13 protein-coding genes and 1 rRNA gene are annotated in these 16,202 nt (G+C 41.7%); all 14 read left to right on the top strand.

Annotated elements, in window-relative coordinates; genetic code table 11:
* Positions 1–149 precede the first annotated feature (149 nt).
* Entirely contained in the window at positions 150–2,534 is a 2,385-nt protein-coding gene (locus FKZ59_RS12110) for a SpoIIE family protein phosphatase (RefSeq protein WP_141603019.1), read from the top strand.
* A 15-nt stretch (positions 2,535–2,549) separates the two neighbouring features.
* The gene (gene tilS / locus FKZ59_RS12105) at positions 2,550–3,965 is read left to right on the top strand and encodes a tRNA lysidine(34) synthetase TilS (protein WP_141603018.1); all 1,416 of its coding nucleotides are present in this window, start codon (positions 2,550–2,552) and stop codon (positions 3,963–3,965) included.
* 119 nt (positions 3,966–4,084) lie between these two features.
* Positions 4,085–4,627: a hypoxanthine phosphoribosyltransferase gene (hpt, locus tag FKZ59_RS12100; protein ID WP_141603017.1), complete on the top strand. Its 543-nt coding sequence runs from the start codon at positions 4,085–4,087 to the stop codon at positions 4,625–4,627.
* A 132-nt stretch (positions 4,628–4,759) separates the two neighbouring features.
* On the top strand, positions 4,760–6,811 hold the full coding sequence (ftsH, locus tag FKZ59_RS12095) for an ATP-dependent zinc metalloprotease FtsH (RefSeq protein ID WP_141603016.1): 2,052 nt from the start codon (positions 4,760–4,762) through the stop codon (positions 6,809–6,811).
* A 127-nt stretch (positions 6,812–6,938) separates the two neighbouring features.
* Complete coding sequence (locus FKZ59_RS12090; RefSeq protein ID WP_141603056.1) at positions 6,939–7,706, top strand: type III pantothenate kinase; 768 nt, start codon at positions 6,939–6,941, stop codon at positions 7,704–7,706.
* A 20-nt stretch (positions 7,707–7,726) separates the two neighbouring features.
* Positions 7,727–8,623, top strand: coding sequence for an Hsp33 family molecular chaperone HslO (gene hslO, locus FKZ59_RS12085; RefSeq protein ID WP_141603015.1), 897 nt, complete (start codon positions 7,727–7,729; stop codon positions 8,621–8,623).
* On the top strand, positions 8,592–9,542 hold the full coding sequence (locus FKZ59_RS12080) for a peptidyl-prolyl cis-trans isomerase (protein ID WP_141603014.1): 951 nt from the start codon (positions 8,592–8,594) through the stop codon (positions 9,540–9,542). The genes hslO and FKZ59_RS12080 overlap by 32 nt, the downstream gene beginning before the upstream one ends.
* Positions 9,543–9,671: 129 nt before the next feature.
* On the top strand, positions 9,672–10,607 hold the full coding sequence (gene cysK, locus FKZ59_RS12075; RefSeq protein ID WP_141603013.1) for a cysteine synthase A: 936 nt from the start codon (positions 9,672–9,674) through the stop codon (positions 10,605–10,607).
* Between the two features lie 184 nt (positions 10,608–10,791).
* Positions 10,792–11,658, top strand: coding sequence for a dihydropteroate synthase (gene folP, locus FKZ59_RS12070; protein ID WP_141603012.1), 867 nt, complete (start codon positions 10,792–10,794; stop codon positions 11,656–11,658).
* Positions 11,659–11,681: 23 nt separating this feature from the next.
* Positions 11,682–12,053: a dihydroneopterin aldolase gene (gene folB, locus FKZ59_RS12065; RefSeq protein WP_141603011.1), complete on the top strand. Its 372-nt coding sequence runs from the start codon at positions 11,682–11,684 to the stop codon at positions 12,051–12,053.
* Positions 12,046–12,546, top strand: coding sequence for a 2-amino-4-hydroxy-6-hydroxymethyldihydropteridine diphosphokinase (gene folK, locus FKZ59_RS12060; protein ID WP_141603010.1), 501 nt, complete (start codon positions 12,046–12,048; stop codon positions 12,544–12,546). The genes folB and folK overlap by 8 nt, the downstream gene beginning before the upstream one ends.
* Before the next feature lie 68 nt (positions 12,547–12,614).
* The gene (gene dusB, locus FKZ59_RS12055) at positions 12,615–13,628 is read left to right on the top strand and encodes a tRNA dihydrouridine synthase DusB (protein WP_281279247.1); all 1,014 of its coding nucleotides are present in this window, start codon (positions 12,615–12,617) and stop codon (positions 13,626–13,628) included.
* 400 nt (positions 13,629–14,028) lie between these two features.
* On the top strand, positions 14,029–15,528 hold the full coding sequence (gene lysS / locus FKZ59_RS12050; protein ID WP_181733289.1) for a lysine--tRNA ligase: 1,500 nt from the start codon (positions 14,029–14,031) through the stop codon (positions 15,526–15,528).
* A 590-nt stretch (positions 15,529–16,118) separates the two neighbouring features.
* A 16S ribosomal RNA gene (locus tag FKZ59_RS12045) occupies positions 16,119–16,202 on the top strand; the annotation flags it as partial.

Genomic DNA, 16,202 nt, shown 5'->3' with positions numbered 1-16,202 from the left:
AAGCGACACAACTTGCGAAAGAAAATAATTTGTTAAGTTATTAAGCAATTCGTCGAACAAATTTTTAAAACTAGAGCAGTACTAGACAAATTTTACATCCCCAATTTTTTATAATAGAGCGCAACAATATCTCTAAAGGGGGATGGAATATGTCAAATATTCAAATACTCAATGAAAAAATGTCATGGCCAGATCGGTTTGCCCGTTTTTCTATCAAAAAGATGAGCGTCCTTATTCATTCGTTCTTTTTCCTTTTGGCTTTTTTTCTTGCAAGAGCGGTCATGTTTGAAGCTGCAGTCCCTTTTTTATTGCCATTGTGGGCAATTGTACGGCAACGATATGAAAATGAAAAGTGGGCTGTGTTTGTTGGCGGACTCGCGGGCGCCCTTAGTTTGAGTTTCGGACAGGGGTTCATATTGTTAATTCAGCTCGGCATTTACGAATTGCTGACGCGTTTTCGGTATTGGAAGCCGCCCGCAGCTGTTGCTGTGGCTTTTGCTGTCTTTTTTGGGCAGTTTTTATGGCAAGGATTGGTGCATATGGGCATCCCTCCTATGATCGTCCAAATGTATGTTTATTATGAAATGATTTTGGCGTTTTTCATGACAATCTTTGTGAAACTGTTTTTTGTGGAACCGTACCGATTTTGGTCCGCTGCATGGGGTTATGAACGCATAGGAGCGGGACTGGTGATTTTGGCGGTTGTGCTTACCGGGATGCACGCCCTGACCATCTCTTATTTCTCGTTGTTTACATTCGTCATGCATTTATCCATTTTGATTGCCGCGATTGCTGGCGGAGTAACCGTTGCATCAAGCGTATCCACCATTATCGGGGCATTGGTGGGGATTTCGGAACTTTCTTTTACAGGCATGATTGCCGTCTATTCTTTAACGGGTGTAACGAGCGGTCTCTTTAAAGGATTGGGAAGGACAGGGGTTGTACTGGGAAGTTTTATTCCGAGCATTTTTTTCTTTTTTTATGATTCGACACTGCCCCTTGATAGCGTATACTTTGTTTCCATGTTGATTGCGGGAGTCGTCTTTTTATTACTGCCTCAAAAAATGCTGGGCTTTTTGGAAAACATCATCCGTCCTAAACGGGATGAAGTGCTCTTGAAACGGCAGCAATGGCTGACGGAACATACAACGGAAAAATTGGAGACGTTTCAGCGTTTTGTTTTGTTTATGAAAGAATTGGTGTTTGACCATTTTACATCGACAGAACATGTAAGCGGCATGAGGAAAATAGAGCCGTGCGCCACTTGCATGAGTTGTTTCCGATATGAGCGGTGTTGGGGAGAAAATAATATCGGCATGGATGAGAATATACGGAGATGGTTCCATGCAAAATCGAGATTAAGCGAAGCGGAACAGATGCAAACGGAAGAGCTGATCAGGGCGAAATGCGTAAAATCGTCGAAATTGCTGGAAGAACTTGATTATCAGTTGTATAACGACAAAATGAATGGGCAATTCTATCATGGGAAAAAAATGATTGCGCTGCAGTTAAGGGATTTAAGCAATCACTTAAATAAACTGATGGAAGATATGAAAAATGAAACACTTTCTTTCAAAACCGTCGAAGAGGAATTGGGCCAGGAATTTAAGAGGGCGAATATTGATTGTTTTCAAATTGATGTGTTGAACAATACAGTGGGTGAGCGGGTCATCGTTTGCTCTTTTGTGAACACCCAGGATAAAGATGATTTATATTTATTGTGCGAACGAATGATTTTGCCTGTTCTTTACGAAGTGTTTTCCGAACCGTTTCAAGTGGATCGGATCTCCAATCATCAAAAGCCATTTAAACATTTCCAAGTGAGATTTCGTTCTGCCGTCCGATACAAAATACAGTATGATATATATAGTAAAGCCAAACATTCCAACGCAGTCTCCGGGGATTCCCATGCCATTTTCCATATTCATCCCGGACTGGTGGCCGTCATGTTATCGGATGGCATGGGGCACAGCCGTGAAGCGAAGCGGGAAAGCCGACGTCTTGTGCGGTTGATGAGAGAATGTTTAAGCTATAATATGAATCCGGAGACTGCCATGCATACGTTGCATTATGTGCTCAGTTTAAATCGAGAAGTGGATATGTATGCGACGATTGATTTTGCATTGGTGGATTTGCAAAAGGGAGAATTGTGGTCCTGGAAAGCGGGAAGCATGTCCACGTATATTTTGCGCGGAGATCGTCTGATAAAAGTGGAAGGATCTTCGGCTCCGGTAGGTTTTATGCCGGTATTCTCGATTGAAACAGAAAAAGTTAACTTGATGGCGGATGATTATGTCGTAATGGTTTCTGACGGGTTATTCTCCAGCAAGTATGATTGGGATGAACAAGAACAGTTTTTTGTTGAATTGATCAAATCCAAAATCCGTTTAGGAATCCCGATTGAAGCCCTGCTTTACGACGTCATGGACAGCTATCAGGGTAAATATGAAGTAGAGGATGATTGCACGGTCATCATCTATAATGTATCTCACGTTGCGCCCAAATGGGCTGTATTTAGACCGGCCAATTCATGAAAACGGGGTGAGAAGATGGCAACTTTATCATTTGAAAAGAAAGTGCAAAAGTTTATAGAAGAAGAACAACTGGTCGAAGCGGGAGACCGTCTTCTCATCGCTTGTTCCGGCGGCGTTGATTCCATGGGTCTTCTCCATTTTTTTCTTCATTTTCAAAAAATATGGGAAATTGACTTGTATGTAGCCCATGTGGACCATATGTTAAGAGGGGAAGTTTCCTATGAAGATCGATTATTTGTGGAGCGGTTTTGCCAAGAAAAGAATCTCCCTATTTTCAGCACGAGCATTCCGATTCCGGAGATATTAAAAAAAGAAGGCGGGAACGCTCAGGCCGTCTGTCGCAGGGAGCGTTATGCCTATTTTGCAGAAATGATGAAACAACACAAAATTAACAAGCTGGTAACGGCCCATCATGCGGATGATCAGTTGGAAACCATGCTGATGGCACTGACAAGATCGGGGAGTGTCGGAGGTTTCAAAGGCATATCTTCCAAACGGACATTTGCCGCCGGGACGATTATCCGTCCATTTTTGACAGTGACAAAGGAAGAAATCAGGAAATATTTGGAGGGTCAAGGCGGCACTTTCCGGGAGGATGCGAGCAATTTGAAGGACGATTATACCCGCAACCGGTTCCGCCATCATATTGTCCCGTTATTGAAAAAAGAGAACCCTCAAGTTGCGGTTCATGCGTTTCAATTGTCCCAAAGTTTGCAGCAAGATGACGAATATTTGAATGAGCTCGCCCTCAGCCGATTTTCTTTTGTTGTGGAAAAGGCGGGGGACGGCTTTATATTACATATTCAACGTCTTCAAAAAGAGCCACTTGCTTTACAAAGGAGAATCATTTTAATACTATTAAACTATCTTTATCGTTTTTCGGATGACAAAGGTTTTTCCATTTGCAGTAAAATTCTGGAATTATGCAAATCCCAAGAAGGGAATGCAATGATTCATCTGCCAGACCAATATATAGCAAACAGAAGTTATGATATTATTACCTTCTTTAAATATCGGGCATCAAAAGCTGATGACAGCATTCAGACAGTTGAAATTGGAGAATGGAACGTTTTCAACGGTTTCCGTTTATACATAGGGAAAATCTCCGATGAAACGGCCAACTTCCAGCAAAATGCCACTGCTTCTTACTATTTCAATTCTGATAGCATCGCTTTTCCTCTTAAAGTTCGAAATCGGAAAGAAGGGGACCGGATACATTTAAAAGGCATGCATGAGGCAAAACGTTTATCCCGCCTTTTTATTGATGAAAAAATCCCTTTAATCGAAAGAGATGATTGGCCGATCCTAGTTGATTCGAAAGATGAAATCCTAGCAGTAGTAGGGATCCGAGCGAACCATCGCTTCTCCAAAGCGAAAAGAATGAACGATGATATGGTCATGATTATTCAAAAAGTTTTTAACAATAAATGAGGTTTATTTTAAATATTCATTAAAAATGGCTATAATTCTTTTTAAGGGCAATTCACATGAATTTGTTTCATTATTCTAACTGTCGTTTTGAAATTGTTATTCGCGCTAGGAGGAACACCATGATTCATAATGATATCGAAAAAATATTGTTTACAGAAGATCAAATACAAGAAAGAATTGCAGAAATTGGAGCACAATTGACTGAAGAATATAAGGATAAATTTCCATTGGCCGTCGGTGTATTAAAAGGGGCCATCCCATTTATGACGGATTTGATGAAAAGGTTCGATTCATATATTGAAATAGATTTTATGGATGTTTCAAGTTATGGAAATGCCACGGTTTCTTCAGGAGAGGTAAAAATATTGAAAGATTTAAACACGAGTGTGGAAGGCCGGGATGTCATCATCATCGAAGATATTATAGACAGCGGGCTGACCTTAAGTTATTTAGTGGACTTGTTCAAATACCGCAAAGCCAACTCCATTAAAATTGTGACCTTGCTGGATAAACCATCCGGCCGGAAAGTGGATATAAAAGCAGATATCGTCGGATTTGAAGTTCCGGATGGATTTGTAGTAGGTTATGGATTGGACTATGCGGAAAAATATCGCAATCTACCTTACATTGGTATATTAAAAAGAGAAGTATATTCCTTTTAAACGGAATGCATGCCAAAAAAATGACAAAAAAGCAAAAACGCTACATTATCAGTGCATTTCATTGTATGATGAAATAATGGTATGTTAAGATTTTACTTATAGTTTTTGTGTTAAGTTGTGAGGAGGCTGGGGATGAATCGAATATTCCGATACACCATACTTTATTTATTAATTTTTCTTGTCGTGATTGGTATTTTTGGCACCTTCAACGGTGGTAGCCAACCGTCAAAAGAATTGACTTATGGCGAATTTATTAACGCCTTAGAAAATGGAAAAATCAAATCTTTAAGCATTCAGCCGGATGCGGGTGTTTTTGTTGTAGAGGGCGAGTTTGCAGGCGGAGAAGATCAAACCTTCACCGTGAACCTTCCTCAAAACAACCCAGCGCTGATGGAAAAAATAGATAATGCAGTAAAAAACAATCCGGATATACGTTTTTTGCCAGCTCCTGAAACCAGTGGATGGGTACAATTCTTCACTGGCATCATACCATTCATTATTATCATCATTTTATTCTTCTTCCTCTTGAGCCAAACTCAGGGCGGAGGAAATAAAGTGATGAATTTCGGCAAAAGCAAAGCGAAATTATATGAAGCGGATAAGAAAAAAGTCCGCTTCGAGGATGTTGCAGGAGCAGATGAAGAAAAGGCCGAATTGGTGGAAGTAGTAGAATTTTTGAAAGACCACCGCAAGTTTACAGAGATGGGGGCACGCATTCCAAAAGGGATTTTGTTAGTGGGTCCTCCAGGTACCGGGAAAACATTGCTTGCCCGGGCTGTTGCAGGTGAAGCAGGAGTTCCGTTCTTCTCCATTTCCGGTTCAGACTTTGTTGAAATGTTTGTAGGGGTGGGTGCATCCCGCGTTCGCGACTTGTTTGAAACAGCGAAGAAAAATGCGCCATGTATCATCTTTATCGACGAGATTGATGCGGTAGGACGCCAACGCGGTGCAGGTCTCGGCGGAGGCCATGACGAGCGTGAGCAAACGTTGAACCAGTTGCTTGTCGAAATGGATGGTTTCAGCGCAAATGAAGGAATAATCATTATTGCTGCTACAAACCGCCCGGATATCCTGGATAAAGCGTTGTTGCGTCCAGGCCGCTTTGACCGCCAAATCACGGTAGGTTATCCGGATGTCAAAGGACGGGAAGCGATTCTTAAAGTTCATGCGCGCAATAAGCCGCTTGCGGAAGAAGTGGATTTAAAGGCCGTCGCTCAACGGACGCCAGGTTTTTCAGGTGCGGATTTGGAAAACTTGCTGAACGAAGCGGCTCTAGTTGCAACGCGCAAAGGAAAGCGGAAAATTTATATGGAAGATATTGACGAAGCTAGTGACCGGGTAATTGCCGGACCGGCTAAAACAAGCCGAGCATATACGCCAAAAGAGAAAAAACTTGTTGCTTATCATGAAGCAGGGCACGTTGTAATCGGTTTAACGCTCGATTCAGCGGAAAAAGTTCACAAAGTGACGATTGTTCCGCGGGGCCAAGCGGGCGGTTATGCAATCATGCTTCCAAAAGAAGAGCGTTTCTTCCAAACAAAAGAAGAATTGCTGGATCGCATTACCGGACTTCTTGGAGGACGGGCAGCAGAGGAAATTGTACTAGGGGAAATTTCCACTGGTGCTCATAATGACTTCCAAAAAGTTACGGAAATTGCCCGCCGCATGGTGACGGAATTTGGCATGAGCGAGAAATTGGGCCAATTGCAATTCGGATCCCCTCAAAGCGGAAATGTTTTCTTGGGGCGGGACTTCAATACAGATCAGAACTACTCTGAAGCGATTGCTTATGAAATTGATAAAGAAATGCAAAAAATTGTGACCGAGCAATATGAACGGGCAAAACGCATTCTGACAGAAAAACGTGATTTATTAGATCGGATTGCGCAAGCCCTATTGGAACATGAAACATTAAACGCAGAGCAAATTGAACACTTGCGCGATTACGGCTGCTTGCCTGAAAAAACGGAAGAAGAATCCGTTAAAATCTCAACAGTGGAACCGAAACAAGAAGAAAATAAAAATGAGTCTGCTTCTGAATCAAATGAAGCAAGCATTGAAAAGGCCGGCTCTGCGCAAATTCATCAAGAAGTTGCCGGTGAACCGAAAGCGCCGACGACAGATGATTTACCAAAAGGAGATTCCCCTGATTTGAATCGTTTCAACGGGGAGAAAAAGGAATAAACATTGTGTTAGTGGCATCAGAATAATATTCCTGGTGCCGCTTTTTTTGTGCGAAAGATGAATCTTTTTGAGCGAACATCATGCAATATGGTATTATTTCATCAAACGTAAAATGGAAGTGATTGCAGTGATTTTGGCAATTGACGTTGGAAATTCAAAAATTTCTTTAGGCGTTTATCAAAATGACCGATTGGCGCACCATTGGAAAATGGAAATGGAAAAGAATAAAACGGCTGATGAATACGCCATGCATTTATATGCCTTTTTTAACTATGAAGGAATCGCCTTCAGCGATATTGATGGAATCATCATTTCTTCTGTCGTGCCGCCAATCATGCACGTGTTGGAAGAAATGTGCCGGAAATATTTTCATATTAGCCCCCTTTTTGTTGGTCCAGGGGTTAAAACAGGTTTAAATATCAAATGCGATAATCCCCGGGAAGTTGGAACAGACCGCATCGTCAATGCGGTTGCAGCTGTGCATGAATATGGGACAAGGCCGTTGATTGTGGTGGATTTTGGAACGGCCATCACCTTCAGTTATATTAATGAAAAAGGTCATTATCTAGGAGGGGCGATTACCCCGGGTGTCACAATCTCTTTGGATGCCCTATTTACAAAGGCATCGAAATTGCCGCGGGTCGAGCTTGTCAAACCGGTGGATGTGATTGCGAAAAATACAGTCGCTTCCATCCAATCTGGTATTTTTTACGGATTCCTCGGACTGGTTGAAGGAATTGTCAACCGCATGAAAGAGCAGAGCAAGGATGAACCTTTGGTGATTGCGACAGGGGGACTTGCCGAGTTCTTTTCAAATGAAACGAAAGTGATTGATATCGTGGACAAGTTTTTAACATTAAAAGGGCTATACATTATATATAAAAGAAATCAATAACTGGAGAGAGGAATGTTGATATGGAAGATTATTTAGTAAAAGCGTTGGCATTTGACGGGAAGATACGTGCCTATGCAGCACGTTCAACGAATACAGTCGGAGAAGCACAAAAAAGGCATGATACTTGGCCTACTGCGACTGCTGCTTTGGGCAGGGCTTTGACAGCGGGTGTGATGATGGGGTCCATGATGAACCAGGATGATAAAATTACAATCAAAATCGAAGGCGGCGGCCCAATAGGAATCGTGCTGATCGATGCGAATGGAAAAGGAGAAGTAAGGGGGTATGTTACAAATCCTCATATCCATTTCCCGCTAAATGAAGCCGGGAAATTGGATGTGCGCCGCGCGGTTGGAACCCAAGGCAGCATAACAATTGTAAAAGACTTGGGTGTAAGGGAAATGTTTTCAGGGCAGACACCGATTGTTTCCGGGGAAATAGCCGAAGATTTCACTTATTATTATGCGGCTTCCGAACAAATCCCTTCATCAGTGGGATTAGGTGTGCTTGTCAATACGGATAATTCCGTCCTAGCTGCCGGGGGGTTTATTATTCAAGTAATGCCGGGGTGTGATGAAGAAACCATTGAAGCCATTGAAACCCGTTTAAAAACTGTTGAACCAATCTCCAAAATGATCGAGAAAGGCTATACTCCGGAACAAATTTTGGAAGCCGTATTAGGCGAAGGAAATGTAAAAGTCTTGGAAACAATGCCTATTCAATTTAAATGCAACTGTTCAAAGGAACGTTTTGGAGCGGCCATTCAATCCCTGGGAATACAAGAAATTCAAGAAATGATTGACGAAGATGGCGGAGCTGAAGCGCAATGCCACTTCTGTATGGAAAAATATTATTTTAGCAAAGAGGAGTTAGAGGGTTTTATCCGTGAAATACAGGCAAAGAATGAATCAAAATAATCGGTCTGTTCAGAATGTGCCGCTATCAAAACGTCGCTTAAAAACCAAACCGGTGCTGACTTTGCTTGCCATTTTATTTTTAGGAAACATTTTTTGGTTTGTCCTATGGCTATTTGCATTGGTAGATGGGGATGCGGGCGATGATGAGACCGTTGTTGCACGCATTGATGGCGAAAAAATCACCCGGCAACAATGGATGGCTGAAATGGAGCGCTATTACGGGAAGGAAACATTGCAGCGCATGGTCAACGAAAAGGTGATGGAAAAGGCAGCGAAAGAATATGACATTGACGTAACCGATGAAGAAATTGATTTAGAGCGCTCTTTAATGATTTCATCCAGCGAAATGGATTCAACGCTTGCGCAATTAGATGAAAAAGAATTGAAAAATCAAATCAAGTCCCAGCTGATATTGGAAAAAGTATTAACAAAGGATATCGTGATCGATGAAAAAGATTTAAAAGAATATTACAAAGAAAATGAATCGCTTTATAATATACAGGCTACATACAGGGCAAAATTAATAGTGGTAAATACCAAAAAAGAGGCGGAAAAAGTTCTGGATGAACTGGAAAAAGGGTCCGATTTTTCGGTGCTTGCCAAGGAGCGTTCCCTTGAACCGGTATCGGCAAGTTTGGGGGGCGATATTGGCTATATTTCAAAGCAGTCAGATGTGGATCCGAACATTTTGAAAGCGGTTCAGAAGTTGGAGAAAAATGAAATCAGCAAACCTTTCATCTTAAGAGACGGGCGGTATGGAATCGTTCAAGTCGTTGAAAAGATGGATGGGAAATCCTTTGAATTTGAAGAGGTAAAAGATCATATTAAACGGGTCTTGGCGATGGAACAATTGCCTTCCACCATTTCTCCCGAAACGTTTTGGAGAGATTTTAATGTTTCATGGTTCTATGGAGAATAAATATTAATTATCATTTAAAATTTTTACAAAATTTCACTTCTATTTTCATTGACAAAAACCAATAATTGTTGTTAATATTAAAACATGAAAACCTATAAACATAGTCGGTATTTGAAAGGGGAACCATGAATGAGCAAATTATATAATTCTATTACTGAATTAGTTGGTCGTACGCCAATTGTAAAACTTAACCACCAAACAACTGAAGACGAAGGAACAGTTTGGGTTAAATTGGAATATTTCAACCCAGGAAGCTCTGTTAAAGACCGTATCGCTTTGGCAATGATCGAGGCGGCAGAAAAAGAAGGCAAATTAAAACCAGGCGGCACAATCATCGAACCAACTTCAGGGAACACTGGTATCGGACTTGCCATGATCGCTGCGGCAAAAGGCTATCGTGCAATTCTAGTAATGCCTGAAACAATGAGTATTGAACGCCGTAAATTGCTTCGTGCTTATGGAGCTGAATTGGTATTGACACCTGGTCCTGAAGGAATGAAAGGGGCCATTGCAAAAGCGACAGCTCTTGCAGAAGAAAACGGTTATTTCATGCCACAACAATTTGAAAACCCTGCAAACGCAGAAATCCATCGTTTAACTACAGGTCCGGAAATTGTGGAAGCATTTGAAAATTCAGGGGTACAATTGGATGCATTTGTTGCAGGTGTTGGTACAGGCGGTACTATTACAGGCGCAGGCGAAGTGTTGAGAGAAAAATTCCCTAACATTGAAATTATTGCGGTAGAACCTAAAGATTCGCCTGTATTATCCGGAGGTAAACCAGGTCCGCACAAAATCCAAGGTATCGGCGCAGGTTTCGTACCAAAAGTATTAAATACTGAAATCTATAACTCTGTGTTCCCGGTTGATAACGAAACTGCTTTCGAAACAGCACGTAAAGTAGGCCGTGAAGAAGGCATCCTATGCGGTATTTCTTCTGGAGCTGCTATCTACGCTGCTATTCAAACTGCAAAACGTTTAGGCAAAGGATCTAACGTATTGGCGATTGTTCCATCCAACGGTGAACGCTACTTATCAACAGCATTATATAATTTTGAAGACTAATCACCGGAAAATCGGCATTGTCCTTTGGGATAATGCCGATTTTTTTGTTTCGGGAAGAAAGATATTCCCATATGGTATTCCAAATTGATCAATACATAAAAAGAACGAGCATGAAGCCCATTTATGTTGAAAATGATATACTTGTTTAGGATGAATAGAAGAACAATGAATGAGGTGTGCGTTCATGCTGTCAAAATATACGAAGCCGTTAATTATAAATAATATAAAACTTGATTATACCAAGGAAACTTTTGTTATGGGCATATTAAATGTAACACCGGATTCGTTTTCGGATGGAGGGAAATATAATTCGGTCGAGACCGCTTTGGCCCATGCGAAAGAGATGGTCCAACACGGTGCGAAAATCATTGATGTGGGCGGCGAATCAACTCGTCCCGGGTATACACGCATTTCCGATGAAGAAGAAATCGCAAGGGTTGTTCCGGTCATTAAGGCATTAAGAGAAGAACAGCTTCCGGCAATCATCTCCATTGATACTTACAAGTCCGTTGTAGCGAAAGCAGCAATCGAAGCGGGAGCCCACATCATTAATGATATCTGGGGGGCAAAGGCGGATCCGGAAATGGCAAAGGTGGCTTCCCGATACAACGTACCCATCATTTTGATGCACAATCGTGAGGATACGAATTATACCGACTACTTTGAGGATTTTTTGAATGACTTGAAGGAAAGCGTTGAAATTGCGAAAGCCGCAGGGGTTCCCGATGAGCATATCATCCTTGATCCGGGCATCGGGTTTGCCAAAAATTTACAACAAACGATTGAAACACTTCGGCGGTTGGACGAGCTTGCGGAATGGGGGTACCCGGTGTTGCTGGCTGCATCGAGAAAACGGTTTATCGGCACGATATTAAATGTTCCGCTTCATGAACGGGTAGAGGGAACTGCTGCAGCATGCGCTTATGGAGTAATGAAAGGATGCCATATCGTCCGGGTCCATGATGTGAAGGAGGTAGCAAGGACAGTAAAAATGATTGATGCATTAATGGGGAAATTTGAAGTGACGGGTGAACTGCCTGAAAGACATTAATCAATGCTTTTAGGAGGATTATTATGGATTATATACATTTGAGAGATATGCAGTTTTATGGCTATCATGGTGTATTGCCGGAGGAGACGGTGCTGGGGCAACGGTTTCGGGTAACTGTATCCCTTGCCGTTGATACAAAAAAAGCAGGGGAAACCGACGATTTGAATTATACAGTAAATTATGTGGACGTGTATGAACTATGCAAAACGGTGATGGAGGGGAAGTCATTTCAACTGATTGAAGCGGCAGCGGAAACGATTGCTTCATCCATTTTAGAAAAGTTTAAAGGGCAAGTGTTTGGCTGCAAGGTGGAGCTGGTAAAACCGGATCCTCCAATTCCTGGACACTACAAAGAAGTGGCGGTTGAAATTGTGAGGGGTCGTTACAGTGAATGATGTCTATCTATCCTTAGGAACAAATTTGGGAGATCGGGAAAAACATTTGAAAGAGGCCATAAAATTACTGCAGCAACAAGAGGGGATTGTGATCCAAAAGGTATCGCCCATTTATGAGACGGCTCCGGTCGGTTATGTCAATCAACCCTCTTTTCTGAATATGGCCCTTTATGCCCAAACCACTCTGACACCTTTTGAATTATTGGAGAAATGTCAATCAATTGAACATGATTTGGGAAGGGTTCGAACAATCCGTTGGGGGCCAAGAACGATCGATCTTGACATTTTACTTTATAACAATGACAATATTGAGTCGGAAAAATTGATCATTCCCCATCCCCGAATGTTTGAGAGGGCCTTCGTGCTCGTTCCGCTGATGGATGTGGCCAAGAAGCCATATACAGAAAAGCTGCAACAAGCGGAAACGGCGTTAAGGAATATGGACATTGAAAAAGAAGGGATTCGGAAGTGGAAGGATTCTTTTCCTTTGTAAAGAAGGTTTGGGCGTCGTGAAGTCGCATTGATATAAATCGATCAACCAGGAAAGGAGGAGAGAGCCAGGTGGAAACAAAGCCGTTTCAAATCGGAAATATCGTCATGGCAAACCGGGTGGTACTTGCCCCTATGGCAGGTGTCAGCAACGCAGCTTTTAGGCTTACCGTGAAAGAATTTGGAGCAGGACTTGTTTATGCTGAAATGATCAGCGATAAAGGTTTGATTACACGCAATAAAAAAACATTGGAATTGCTGTATATAGATGAAAGGGAAAAGCCGATTGCATTGCAGATTTTCGGTGGTGAAAAAGAAACCCTTGTAGAAGCGGCCAAATTTGTCGACCAATATACAAACGCTGATATAATTGATATTAATATGGGCTGCCCTGTTAACAAGGTCATTAAATGTGAAGCGGGAGCAAAATGGCTGCTCGATCCGAAAAAAGTGTATGAAATGGTTGCCGCGGTTGTGGATGCTGTGAAGAAGCCGGTGACGGTGAAAATGCGTATTGGCTGGGACGATGAACATATATTTGCCGTCGAAAATGCACAGGCCATTGAAAGAGCCGGCGGCAGTGCGGTAGCCGTCCATGGCCGGACACGCATTCAAATGTACGAAGGAAAAGCGGATTGGGATGTGATTTGCCAAGTAAAGGAAAATGTGGATATTCCTGTGATTGGAAATGGAGATGTGGAGACGCCGCAAGATGCCAGACGGATGCTGGAAGAAACGGGTGTTGATGCTGTCATGATCGGCCGGGCCGCACTGGGCAATCCATGGATGATTTATCGTACGGTCCATTACCTTGAAACGGGCGAATTAATGCCGGAGCCGTCCGTCAGGGAAAAAATTGATGTTTGTTTATTACATTTTGATCGTCTGATTAAATTGAAAGGGGAATATATTGCGGTACGCGAAATGCGCAAACATGCGGCCTGGTATTTGAAAGGGATCCGCGGCAACGGAATGGTTCGCAATGCCATTAATCAGGCGGAAACGGCGGAAGAATTGCGGGCAATTCTAAACAATGTGGCTGCACAATGGGAAGAGCAAGAAAAACCTGAGTTTCAAGCTGTTTAAAGCGCTGTTTCAATAAATTTCATGTTTATCTTTGTTCATTGTGTATAAATAATTAATGGAGTTTATTTATAAAGCCGTCTCAGTAATTGAGGCGGCTTATCGTGAATGGGATGGTTGATCCTTTTGCGTCCCATTAATAAAGGCATCCATCATTGCGGTTGCCGGCGCATCTATGGTGCCAATCTTTTATGAAATCATTCAAATTTGCGAAACATTGAAAACACTTTCTTAAATGTTTATTATTACATCTAGGCTTAAGAATAAAAAAATAACTACCCTATATTTTTAAGAAACTTAAAAAATAATAAAAAATAATATTAAAAAAGATGAAGAGAAGATAGAAATTGTGTAAAATAAAAACATTGTGGACTATGAACAGAACGTTTTAAAAATATGAGGAGTGAAAGACGTGTCAAATATCGAGGAATTAAATGATCAACTTTTGGTAAGACGCCAAAAGTTAGAGAATATTCGTTCAAAAGGAATCGATCCTTTTGGCCACCGTTTTGAACGTACACACTTATCTTCTGAGGTTTTCAAACAATTTGGCGAATTGACGAAAGAAGAATTGGAAGAAAAAAACAACGAAGTGGTTATCGCGGGCCGCATTATGACAAAACGAGGAAAAGGGAAAGCCGGTTTTGCCCATATACAAGATGTGGATGGCCAAATCCAGATTTATGTTCGTCAGGATCGGGTAGGAGAAGAGGCATACGATTTATTTAAGCATGCGGATTTAGGGGATATCGTAGGCATTCGCGGGGTTGTTTTCAAAACGAATACAGGAGAGCTTTCCGTAAAGGCGAACGAGTTTACCCTTCTTACAAAATCCCTTCGTCCAATGCCGGAAAAATTCCACGGTTTGCAGGATGTAGAGCAACGTTATCGACAACGTTATTTAGATTTAATGACGAACCCTAAAAGCAAGGATACGTTTATTACTCGTTCAAAAATTATCCGTTCGATACGGAATTATTTGGATTCGCAAGGTTACTTGGAAGTTGAAACGCCTATTTTGCACACGGTTGCCGGCGGAGCGGCTGCCCGTCCATTTATCACCCATCATAATGCGCTGGATATGGATTTATATTTGCGCATTGCGTTGGAATTACACCTAAAACGTCTAATTGTAGGCGGACTCGAAAAAGTTTACGAAATTGGCCGGGTATTCCGGAATGAAGGGATTTCAACACGTCATAATCCGGAATTTACGTTATTGGAACTGTACGGAGCATACATGGACTTCCGCGATATTATGGAATTGACGGAGAATTTGATTTCCCATGTAGCTCAAGAGGTGCTCGGCACGACGAAAATCCAATACGGGGAAGATGAAATCGACCTTTCACCAGGATGGAAACGTGTGCATATGGTCGATGCCATTAAAGAAGTGACGGGTGTCGACTTCTGGCAACCAATGACGCTGGAAGAAGCAAGACGCTTAGCGAAAGAACATGGTGTTGAAATTCAAGAAATGCATGAAGTTGGACATATCATCAATGAATTCTTTGAACAAAAAGTGGAGCAAACATTGGTCCAACCGACATTTGTTTATGGCCACCCTGTTGAAATTTCGCCATTGGCTAAGAAAAATGCAGAAGACGGACGCTTCACAGATCGCTTCGAATTGATCATTGTTCGTCGGGAACATGCAAATGCCTTTACGGAATTAAACGATCCGATCGATCAAAGAGCGCGTTTTGAAGCACAGCTGGCGGAAAAAGCTGCGGGTAATGAAGAAGCGCATGAAATGGATGAAGACTTCATCGAAGCATTAGAATACGGCATGCCGCCTACCGGAGGATTAGGAATCGGCATTGACCGGCTAGTAATGCTGTTAACAAACTCTCAATCCATTCGCGACGTATTGTTGTTCCCAACGATGCGGCCAAAAGATTAATTGTTTTTTCAAAGAAAAAATGATTTCATATATGGCTGTCCAGATGATGATAACATTGGACAGCCCCATTTTTTTGCGTTATTTGTTAGATTTTAAAAATAAATAATACTTTTTAATGGAAATCACAATACTATTTTTCGATGTGCAGATTTGAATATTAAGTGAAGGTTTTTCTTGGCGGGTTTGAAATATTGGAACAACCTATTATTATTAATAATAGGGATTCGGAATCCCGGTTCGGACTGGCGATAAGCAGATAAAGAATGTTTTAAATAAAGAAAATGACGAAGAAAATTTTAATTAAAAAGTGTTGACATAAAAAAACTGGAATGCTATTATGTAAGAGCTGTCGTTGATAGAAAAGTTATTTTAATAAAGCTTTAAGCGCAGAGTAAAAACAGCGAAAACAGCCTGACAAAAAGTTGTTGACTTCTGAAACTTTTATTGATATAATATAAAAGCTGTCGCAACGAAAAAAAGAATGAACCTTGAAAACTGAACACCAAAGCGTTGATGCCAGAAACAATTCTGGTTTGCCGGCCCCGTCGGCGGACCGGATTCGGACAAACAATTTGAGCGAAATCAAATTCTTTTTGGAGAGTTTGATCCTGGCTCAGGACGAACGCTGGCGGCGTGCCTAATACATGCAAGTCGAGCGGACCTCATAGGAAGCT

The sequence above is a fragment of the Ureibacillus terrenus genome, assembly GCF_006569205.1.
Taxonomy (GTDB): domain Bacteria; phylum Bacillota; class Bacilli; order Bacillales_A; family Planococcaceae; genus Ureibacillus; species Ureibacillus terrenus.
The sequence above is the reverse complement of the archived record's forward strand: the minus strand, read 5'-3'. Positions and strand labels throughout refer to the sequence as shown.